The organism is Bacteroidales bacterium, from assembly GCA_035353855.1.
In the GTDB taxonomy this organism is placed as follows: Bacteria; Bacteroidota; Bacteroidia; order Bacteroidales; family CG2-30-32-10; genus DAOQAK01.
Map to the genome: position 1 here is coordinate 1 of DAOQAK010000078.1, position 10,309 is coordinate 10,309.

Genomic DNA, 10,309 nt, shown 5'->3' on the forward strand with positions numbered 1-10,309 from the left:
TAATACAGCAATTTAAAGAACAATTACTTTTGGTGGCTTAAACCGAACTCAGGTTTAGAATATATTGATATCATTTATTACGACTTGTTATCAAACCTGTATTTTATACAGTGGCGAAAAAAATAACACTAATAAAAAAGGAGGCTCTCACCTCCTTTTTTATTTTTATTTCAGAAATTATACCAATTGTTAATTTAAAATAGTCCAAAGGATATTTTAAATTTTACAATGGTTATGCCGATGACATAGATGTTATAGTACAATTTATTGGACTATTACATATATACAATCGGTATTAATCAACAAATTGTTTTGCATAATATTTTGCTGTAAGCTTTTCGCCGGTGGCTTTTTCAATCATTTCATTCCATCCGTATTTTGAGCCGGGTTTGAAAACTTTATCAATTAAATATTTTCCAATTTCAGCTTTGTTATAATAGCTTTGATTGGCATAATCTTCCGATTTTAAAATATTTTTTGTCATATAATAATGCAGTTGCGATGCAAGCAATTCACCCATCAAATAATTATGATAATAACAAGGGTAAAGTGCAATATGAATTTTAGAAGCCCAGTCGGGTTCGTTCCTGTTGGCGGGCTTTTTCAGCATCTGGTATTTTTCAACCAAAGTCCACCACAGTTTATTTAAATCCTGGTCAGGATTTTCGTACATCGATTTTTCAAACCTGTACATAACCTGCGACCAGCGGCTGAATACAAGCATCTGCAAGCGTAAGCTCTTGTTTACATTTTCTTTTATTTTATCTATATCTTTTTCCGGAACACCAATTACATCCTTTAACCATTTTGGATTGGTAGCAAAACGTCCGAACAATTCAGCAATAGCTTCTGTTGTAAAAGTATGAGCAGGGTCTCTCAAAACAAAAGGAAGGCTCCTGTCGATATATTTATCATAAGCGGCATGACCATATTCATGCAACATGGTACCCATCCAATTTTCATTATCAACTACGTTGCACAATACTCTTACATCGCCTTCATTATCTATATCGGTACAAAATGCATGTTGATTTTTTCCTGCTTTTTCTTTAAGATCACTGTTTTTAATTAAATCAGCAACATCAAGGCCAATACTCTTAAAATAATCTTCTGTAATTTTGATTATATCTTTTCCTTTATAATATTTATCAAGATCAACTTCATAAATTTTTGGTGCTTCCTGGAAGAATTTTCCCTGATAATGCCAAGGCATCAGATCTTCATTTTTTACATTATAATGTTTTGCGAAATATTCATCCATATCGTTTTTCAATTTTGCAAAGCCATCTTTTGTTAGGCTGTCGAGCTCATCAAAAAGTTTTTCAATTTCATTCGGGTCTTGTTCGCTTAACTTTAATTTCATTTCATGATAATTAGAAAAGCCTAAATCTTTAGCAACTTCATTTCTTTTCTTCACTAATTTGATTACATCTTCTGCAACATTTTTCCCTGATTTCTTAGTAGCAAGCCATGTTTCTTCAAGCTTCTTGGAATCGGTTGATGTTTTTAAAATTTCTTCAATCTTATTATCCGTTAAAGTATCTTTTCCAACAACAGCTCTGAATGTATTAAACTTTTTTTCAATTTCTTTTCCCATATCGATAATTTCTTTCATCTTCACGGTGTCAACCTGGTTTCCGAGAAAAGCGTTATATAATATTTCCAATTCTCTTTTTTTCAAAGAATCAGTAATATCGCCTGATTCCTTAAACTTTTTCAGTTTTTCAAAATCAGTTTTATCAGAAAATAATTTTGTCAATTTATAATCCAACTCACCTGATTTGGCATAATCCTCATCTTTACCGCTGATATTGGCATCCCACGAAGCAAGGGCTGTTTCCTTATATAAAGGAATATATTTCGCTTCAAATGCTTTTATGAATTCATCAAATTCTTTCACTGTTTTTTCCTTTGAATCAGACGAGCCGCAACTCGTAATTATTAAAGCAATAATCATACTCCCGATAATTCCTACCGGAAAAATAAACCTTTTCATTTTTTTGTATTTTTAAATTAGACATATATTAACTAATGATTTCACTAGGATTTCCGAATTGTGAAGTAAAAATAATTTCTTTCAAATCTTTTCTGTTCCTGTCGGCAATTTCTCTTTCACGAATATCATCATCGAGTATTTCGGGCTTGCCTACGTAACCAACAGCAACAACGGTTACAATATAATATTCTTCAGGTATATTAAAATATCCTTTTATTTTTTCGAAATGAAATCCACCCATCTGATGCACATACAATCCTTCGTGCATTGCCTGGAAAGTCAGGTGTGCAACGGATTGTCCGGCATCGTATAAGAAATGGAAATTATCTTTATTATTTTTTGAAAAATTCTTTTTCGCAAGAGTAACAATCAGAACAGGTGCTTTGCCTGCCCAGCGTTTATTGTAATCTGTAAGGCTGTCAAAAATTTTATCATAAGTTTCACTTTCTTTTTCGCCTATTATAAAACGCCATGGTTGTTCATTCATCGATGATGGCGACCATTGTGCCGCTTCAAGAATCCGCTGAAGTTTTTCAGTTTCTATTCTGTCTTCCCTAAAGGAACGCGGACTCCAGCGGCTTTCTAAAAGAAAGTGGATTCCGTACTTTGTCTTTGCTAACTTATTCATAAATGAAATATTTAATAAGATAATTTTGGTATAAAGGTATAAGGAAATATGGTATAGAACTTTTCCCTATACCTTTATACCCTATACCTCTATGTTTATTCGTTTTCAATTTTTTAATTTATTCTTTTCAGGAAACATCAATGAAAATATTACTGCCATTGCAAATGCAAAAATAAAACTTGTCAAACGTTCTGAAACTTGTGTCGTGGCTTCGAAAAATTCTTTCCAAATTATCGTTCCAACAGTTCCTGAAACCAACGATGCAATAACTCCTGCACGGGAAACTTTTTTCCAGAACAATACCAACAGCAATGCAGGTCCGAATGACGAACCTATCCCCGACCATGCATACGAAACCATTTTAAAAATAGAATCGCCAGGATCCAGTGCAAAGAAAAATGCTACAAGTCCGACCAATAAAGTAATTATCCGATTGAACCATAATTCTTTTTTAGGCGACATTTTTTTCTTTGCAAAATTTCCATGAATATCTTCAGTGATTGCAGATGATGTCAAAATTATTTCTGATGATGCTGTTGACATCATTGCTGATATTGCGCCTGATAAAAGAAACCCTGCAATAACAGGCAACATAAATGCATTAACCATAACAGGAAAAATTAATTCGTTACCTTTTTCTGCTGCGAGTCTTGTAGCTGCATCACCACCTATCAATCCTTCCTGAACAAAAACAATTCCGATAAAGCCAATCATCAGCGCGCCTGCATAAGCAAATAATGTCCATATCCCGGCAACCCATTTTGCTTTATTATAATCTCTTTTATTTTTCAACACCATCATTCTTGTCAGAAGCTGAGGCTGCCCTGTGTATCCTAATGCCCAGCTTATACCGCTAATGATTAACATGAATGCACTAATTCCCGTTTTTCCACCTGTTGATGAAACGTAGGCTGCGCCTGCTTTTTGTAGGCCCTGTGCAATTTCAATGTTATGAGATGAAATAATAAAAAGAAGAATTACCGGCATAACTATTAATGAAATAATCATCAGTACAGCCTGGAAAACATCGGTAGCCACGACTGTAATAAATCCACCAATCATGCAATAAAAAACAACAATCAGCGAACCTATGACTATTCCCCACGTTTGATTTATTCCGAAAGTATCGAATAAAACTTTTCCTCCACCATAAAACTGTGCCGTGATATAAAACAACAAAAAGAAAATTATAATTAATGAAGATATTGTTCCTATTGCTTTTTCAGCTCCTGGAAATTTTCTTGAAATTAAACTTGTAATCGTTAAAGCACCTGTCTTTTCAGACTCTTCGCGAAGTCTGTTTCCCATTACAAACCAAATAAAAAATATTCCCGCAACACATCCTATTGCATACCATATTGCCTGTATGCCTATTAAAAAAGCTTCACCGGTAAGTCCCAGAATCAACCATGCAGATTCGCCTGTAGCCCGCTCTGACAAAGCTAATGAGATGCCTCCTATTTTTCTTCCGCCAGAAATAAAATCGGAGGAGCTTTTCGACATACGTGCTGTATAAATGGTTATCACCATTAATAAAGCAAGGTAAAGAATAAATACAATTAACATAAATAGAATTATAAATCTTACAGCTAAAGTAAAAAAATGATTTTAAATAAAAAAAGGAAGGATTACTTCATGCAATCCTTCCTTTTTCTTAACATATTTTAAAATAAATTTATTTTCCTACATGCACTGCCTGACAAGCATTAACTACTGTTCCATCCGTTTTATTAATAATAAAACCGATAGCATTAACTTTATCTGCATTCCAGCCGACGGGAAGGGTATACGTATATGTTTTTGTAAGAGTTGTTCCAATTGTATTTGTTGCAGGTATACTTCCTGATATGCCATCCCAGCCATCAAATATATGTCTTGCAACATGGTTATAATACATATCGGCAGCAGGAATAGTTGTAGCCAGATTTTCAAATCCACACATTTCTAATACACCTCCTCCATATGAATTTGCCTGATCCCAGTCAGAAGTTGTACCATGAACACTATCTTCGGTAAGAACACTATTAAACCTATAATCTCCATTGAATTCAGCTATTACTTCAGCGCTTACAGTATAGGTTAAAACTCTGTTTGAAGAATTCCATGAAATGTTCATAATTTTCATATCAACAGGAGGAATGGTATTTATTGCTGTTGAATATGCAGTAAGAATATCTTCATAATCCGTTTCATTCTTAGGTAAATTCCTATCAATTACAGAACAAGGAATACCTTGAATATCCGCAAAAGAAGTAAAATCGGCAACGTAACCATCAACACTCATTGGATCTTCAAAATGAATTGCGATGGGTATAAAATTATCAGGATATTGGTCAATCATTTTTTCCAGGGAGCAAATCCCTTTTGTGCAATTGGTACACCATGTTGCTGTACCTTCTTCACAAAGCACCCTTTTAGTTGAAGAGCTATCAATTGTTATCTTATTCATATATGGTGGTTGCACTTTATCACAGGCATTAAAAAATATCAATATAACAATACTTAAAATAGTTGGTGCAATATATTTTCTCATATAAATTAATTTATAAAAATTAAATTCCTATATTAAAAACTACTGATAATAGTTAAAGTGATTCCATTTGATGCAGGAACCTGCCGGCAAACTCCACCTACACAAAACAAGCCTTCTCTTTGTTTTCCATATGTCAATGCAATTCTGTTTGTGTTTTTAATAAAACCTACAGAAGCATTAAAATAATGAAACTGTTCATCTTTGATTTCATTACCATAATTATACATATCTCCAACGGAGAAGAACCATTTTGGTGCAATGGTATATTGTATCATTGCCATTGCCCAGCTTCCATCATCTTGCTTAGTTTGCAAATGTTGCAATTCCACCTGAATGGATTTTTTTTCTTTTAATTTATAGGTAACATCAACTGCAACAATGTTTGCATAAATCATTGGAGCGCCCGGATGTCCTTCTACCACTGCTTTGTTGTATGATTGGTATGAGTACAAAAATTCAAGATTTATTTTCTTACTTATTTTTCTGCTTATACCAATATTAAAATCATCAGAATAAAGTTCATCACCGGGTTTAAAAAATTCGGATGTGTATCCCAGTGTACCATTTTGACCTATGGGTGTGGTATCATTAACGGCAACTCGGTCAATAGAAAAAGCACGTGAATAATTTATCGAAATATCCGTTCCCCAATTACCGCCAAGTTTTGTTTTCTTTTTTATATTATAATTAATTTCTCCCTGGAATCCCATTTCTCCATTTGGTTGAGTGGAATAAGGATATAATGCAGCAAGAGTATACACATGTTGTTTTGACAAGGCAGGCAGATAATTAATCATTAGCATATTTCCTGTAATTTTCCTGTCGGAACGAAAATTCATATTATCTATCCTTTTAGCAGAAAGAGAAATTCCCAAACCTTTCTGAGAATAAGATGAAGAAACATATAAAGCTTCACCGGGTTTATATATGTAATTATTTATTTTTGACGGATCATTTATCTTGTATGCATATTCGCTAACAAAATTTATTTTACCACTAACTAAATTTATTCTTCCTGCAAAAGCAGAAACATTTTCAGGGAAGTTATATATCGGATCATCATCCGTTTGAAATTTACTAACCACACTTCCACCTAATGTAATTTTTGTTTTCTTTTCTGCCCAACTTTTAAACATACTGTTTAAAGCAAACTCTCCGTCTGCTCCCCGTACAATTCCATCTCCTTTACCAAAATATAAACGTTGATTTCCTATAACACCTTTAAGAGTAATCCCCGCGATAGGTTGATATTGCAGCTGTACTCCATCAATAGAATTATCCAAACCTAAATTCCAGTCCTGGTATGCACGCAATATTAAGCCGCTACCAAACTGTTCATAAAAATTTCCAATGGTAACTTGTAATTCATCTGCTTTATATGATGCAAAACGATAAGGGATTCCATTTCCTTTATTTTCTTTATTAAAGCCCTGCATTACATTTTGATAACTTTCAAAACGGACACCGGCAGAAAAATCACCATTGGTATATAGGATATTTGCAAAAGCATTCATGAGTATTTTTTCAGGAACAACAGGAGCGCCAATTAATGAGTCTTCCATATAATATTGCGCATCCATCTGAAAGCTCCCATGAATTTGTCCTGAATTAAGGAAATTCTGAGCATGGATATAAAAAGGGAGTATGCTTAATAAAAAACATATTCTGCAAATTGAAAATACTTTCATTTGTATCGTTTCTTAATATTTATTAAAAAAATTTATTATTTAATTTCTTGTCCTGCTGCTACTTTTTTCACAATTTCATAAAGGTCGTTTTCCGCACCTTCGGTATAAGTAACATGCTGCCAAACCACTTCACCATTTCCGTTAATTACAAAGGTATGAGGTATCTGGTTGATATTTAGTGCACGATACAAATCTTTATTTGTATCCAGATAAACATCATAATCCCAGTTTTTACCATTAACAAAAGGTTTTACCTTATCTACACTTTTAGCATCATCTATTGAAATAGCAACAAGCTTAACACCTGTTTCTTCCTGCCAATCGGAATAAACTTCTTGAATAGCTTTAAGTTCCTTAAGGCAATTGGTACACCACATAGCCCAATAACTTATAATAATAGGTTTTCCATCGTTCTTAAGCTGTGATGTATTAAATGCAGCGCCATCTATAGTTTTAATTTCTACAGAAGGAAGTTTGAATGATTGTTGTGAATGTGTTGTGGTGGTGTCCTGTGCAAATATAATAGCTGTATTTATAAACGCTATTATAAAAAATAACATTTGTAATTTTTTTCTCATAGTTTTATTATTTTAGTTATTAGTTATACAAAACTAAAAAAATATAAATCAATTCGAAATAGTGTCCTAATTATAATCTTCATTTATATATTTAATATTTTATTTTCGCTTATTTCTTATAGTTATAATTCAACTTTTTATGTAATATCTTTTTTTATCAAACTGATTATTTAATTTTATATGCAAATATATACATTTTTAGATTTATTTTTATATCTTTTAAAAATAATTATACAAGAATATATTCCATTCCGTTAAAAATTTAAATTATACATTATATATATGTGTGAAATATTTCTTAAAATAATAATACACTTTTTATTTTTTTAATCATTTATTTTTTATTTTTGTAAAAAATATATATATAGATATATATTTACTTATATGTTTTTATAATACACTAAATAATGGTATAAAATAATTACTATAAGTTGTATCAAATGATTATTTAATTAAAATATAAAGATTGACATATAGATATAATTTTTGTAAATTTGTAATCCTTGAAAACCAAACATAAATAATATGAAAAAAACAACTACACTATTTTTAAATGTTTTAATAGCTTTTATGCTATTTTCGCTTCAAATGGAAGCACAAAGTCTTCAGGTACTCGACACTTTAGGAGTCAACGTAAGTTCTACACATCAATACATATCCTGTGATACATCATCGAGCACGTTATGTATAATTTACTTTGATGTCAAGAATATATCGGCAAATACTCTTTCAACAGTTAAGGTTAAAAAAATTGAAATGCAGTTAGTAACCGGCTCAAAAAATACTTTTTGCTTTGCAGGTCAATGTTATTTAGAATCTACATACACTTCACCTCTTTCTGTTTCTATTGAACCTAACGGTATAAACGAAACATTTGACGGGCAATATAAGCCTAAAGGGCACCCGGGAGAAAGTATTATCAAATATGTATTTTTTGATGTTAACAATACTACCGACACAGCTTTTGTTATAGTACATTATAATGCTACAGCTACAGGAATTGCACCATATGAAAATAATGTTGCTGTTATCTCTGAACCTTACCCTAATCCTGCTTCTACTCAAACTTCATTTAATTACAGTATCCCTGCAAATTCATCAGCAGTATTTGTTTTATCGGATATCACAGGTAATAAAATAAAAGAAATTCCTATTTATAATAATAGCGGAGTATTTGAAGTTCCAACTAATGATTTAAGCAACGGTTTATATTTTTATAGTTTTTACATTGATGGGAAAATGCAAAAAACGAAGAAACTTATAATTAAGAAATAAAAAAAAGACCCGCCAAATGGCGGGTCTTTTTTTTATTTAATTCCAAATTCCTTTTTGATTTGACTTACATAATCTAACTTTTCCCAGCTAAAGAATTCTATTTCTTTAGTGTATTTTTTATTTCCGTTTCCACCAAGTTCAACTTTTCTTTTAAAAATATCTCTCCCAAAATGTCCGTAAGTTGCAGTTTCCAAGAAAATAGGATTTTTAAGTCCAAACCTTTTTACAATAGCACCCGGTCTCATATCAAAAACTTTTTCAATTCGTTTTGAAATTTCTCCATCGGTAATTATTTTTCCTTTTACATCTTTTACTTTTGCTGTTCCATAAGTATTTACATAAAGACCAACTGGTTTAGCTATACCAATTGCATAAGCAACCTGAACTAATACTTCATCGGCAACACCGGCAGCAACAAGGTTTTTAGCAACATGGCGTGTTGCGTATGCTGCTGAACGGTCAACTTTTGAAGAATCTTTCCCGGAAAATGCTCCACCACCATGAGCGCCTTTTCCGCCGTAGGTATCAACAATGATTTTTCTTCCAGTTAAACCGGTATCACCATGAGGACCGCCAATTACAAACTTTCCGGTAGGGTTAACATATAATTTTATTTTATCATTGATAAAATTTACAAACTTTTTAGGAATAACTTTTTTTACTCTAGGGAATAAAATTTTAATTACATCTTCACGAATCTTATCCTGCATTGCTTTTTCTGCAGCTTTAACAGCTTTTTCTGATTTATCTTTTGGCAAAACAAATTCATCATGCTGTGTAGAAATAACAATTGCATCAATTCTTAAAGGCTTACCTTCGTCGCTATATTCAACAGTTACCTGCGATTTCGAATCAGGACGTAAATATTTCATTACCTTTCCTTCTTTTCGAATTGCAGCTAATTCCTGTAATAGAATATGAGCAAGCTCGATTGGTAATGGCATGTAATTATCCATTTCACGGCACGCATAGCCAAACATCATTCCCTGGTCGCCGGCTCCCTGATTTTCAAGTCCATCGCGATTAACACCCATAAATATGTCATCGGACTGTTCGTGAATAGTAGAAATTACTCCACATGATTCGGCTTCAAATTTATAATCAGCATTGGTATATCCAATACTTCTTACAACTTCTCTTGCAGTTTTCTGAATGTCGATATAACCTTTTGTTCTAACTTCGCCACTACATACAACCAATCCGGTTGTAACAAGAGTTTCACAAGCTACTTTTGAATCAGGGTCAACTGTTAAAAATGCATCTAGTAATGCGTCTGATATCTGGTCGGCAACTTTATCTGGATGGCCTTCCGACACAGATTCTGATGTAAATAAATATCCCATAATATTGTTTTTAATTTAAGATTTTAGAATTACGATTTATATCATCAATAAAAATTTAATTACTTTTTTCTTTGGAAAGCTTGAAAGAAGGGCTAAAACTTAGTTTTAGCATTTTTTTACGTGGTTGCAATCTATCAAATCTTTCCACATTCTGAATGCAAAAGTAATAAAATTAATATGATATAAAAAATAATTCAGAAATCTTTCGAGTTAATTTGGAGTTTCCTCAAAAATTTCAAACAGGGAACAAAGAAAGCTGAAAATCGTC

At 32.4% G+C, this 10,309-nt stretch carries 8 protein-coding genes; 1 reads left to right on the plus strand and 7 read right to left on the minus strand.

Annotated features, from left to right (window positions below; translation table 11 throughout):
* Positions 1-295: 295 nt before the first annotated feature.
* From PKK00_14660 to PKK00_14685, 6 genes are all read right to left on the minus strand, one after another.
* Positions 296-1,996: a M2 family metallopeptidase gene (locus PKK00_14660; GenBank protein HNW99645.1), complete on the minus strand. Its 1,701-nt coding sequence runs from the start codon at positions 1,994-1,996 to the stop codon at positions 296-298.
* A gap of 28 nt (positions 1,997-2,024) precedes the next feature.
* Positions 2,025-2,624 carry a nitroreductase family protein gene (locus PKK00_14665; protein ID HNW99646.1) on the minus strand — a complete coding sequence of 200 codons (600 nt, stop codon included), beginning with the start codon at positions 2,622-2,624 and terminating at the stop codon, positions 2,025-2,027.
* Positions 2,625-2,729: 105 nt separating this feature from the next.
* A complete protein-coding gene (locus PKK00_14670) occupies positions 2,730-4,190 on the minus strand; it encodes a sodium/proline symporter (protein HNW99647.1) in 1,461 nt (486 codons plus the stop codon).
* A 109-nt stretch (positions 4,191-4,299) separates the two neighbouring features.
* A complete protein-coding gene (locus PKK00_14675) occupies positions 4,300-5,157 on the minus strand; it encodes an Omp28-related outer membrane protein (GenBank protein ID HNW99648.1) in 858 nt (285 codons plus the stop codon).
* Between the two features lie 32 nt (positions 5,158-5,189).
* On the minus strand, positions 5,190-6,845 hold the full coding sequence (locus PKK00_14680; protein ID HNW99649.1) for a DUF6029 family protein: 1,656 nt from the start codon (positions 6,843-6,845) through the stop codon (positions 5,190-5,192).
* A gap of 35 nt (positions 6,846-6,880) precedes the next feature.
* Positions 6,881-7,423 (minus strand): TlpA disulfide reductase family protein, encoded by a 543-nt coding sequence (locus PKK00_14685; protein HNW99650.1) that lies wholly within the window; start codon positions 7,421-7,423, stop codon positions 6,881-6,883.
* Between the two features lie 525 nt (positions 7,424-7,948).
* On the opposite strand from PKK00_14685, the gene PKK00_14690 reads away from it, so the two are divergent.
* Positions 7,949-8,698: a T9SS type A sorting domain-containing protein gene (locus tag PKK00_14690; GenBank protein ID HNW99651.1), complete on the plus strand. Its 750-nt coding sequence runs from the start codon at positions 7,949-7,951 to the stop codon at positions 8,696-8,698.
* 32 nt (positions 8,699-8,730) lie between these two features.
* Here the strand turns inward: PKK00_14690 and metK are convergent, their stop codons facing one another.
* Entirely contained in the window at positions 8,731-10,041 is a 1,311-nt protein-coding gene (metK, locus tag PKK00_14695; GenBank protein HNW99652.1) for a methionine adenosyltransferase, read from the minus strand.
* Positions 10,042-10,309 lie beyond the last annotated feature (268 nt).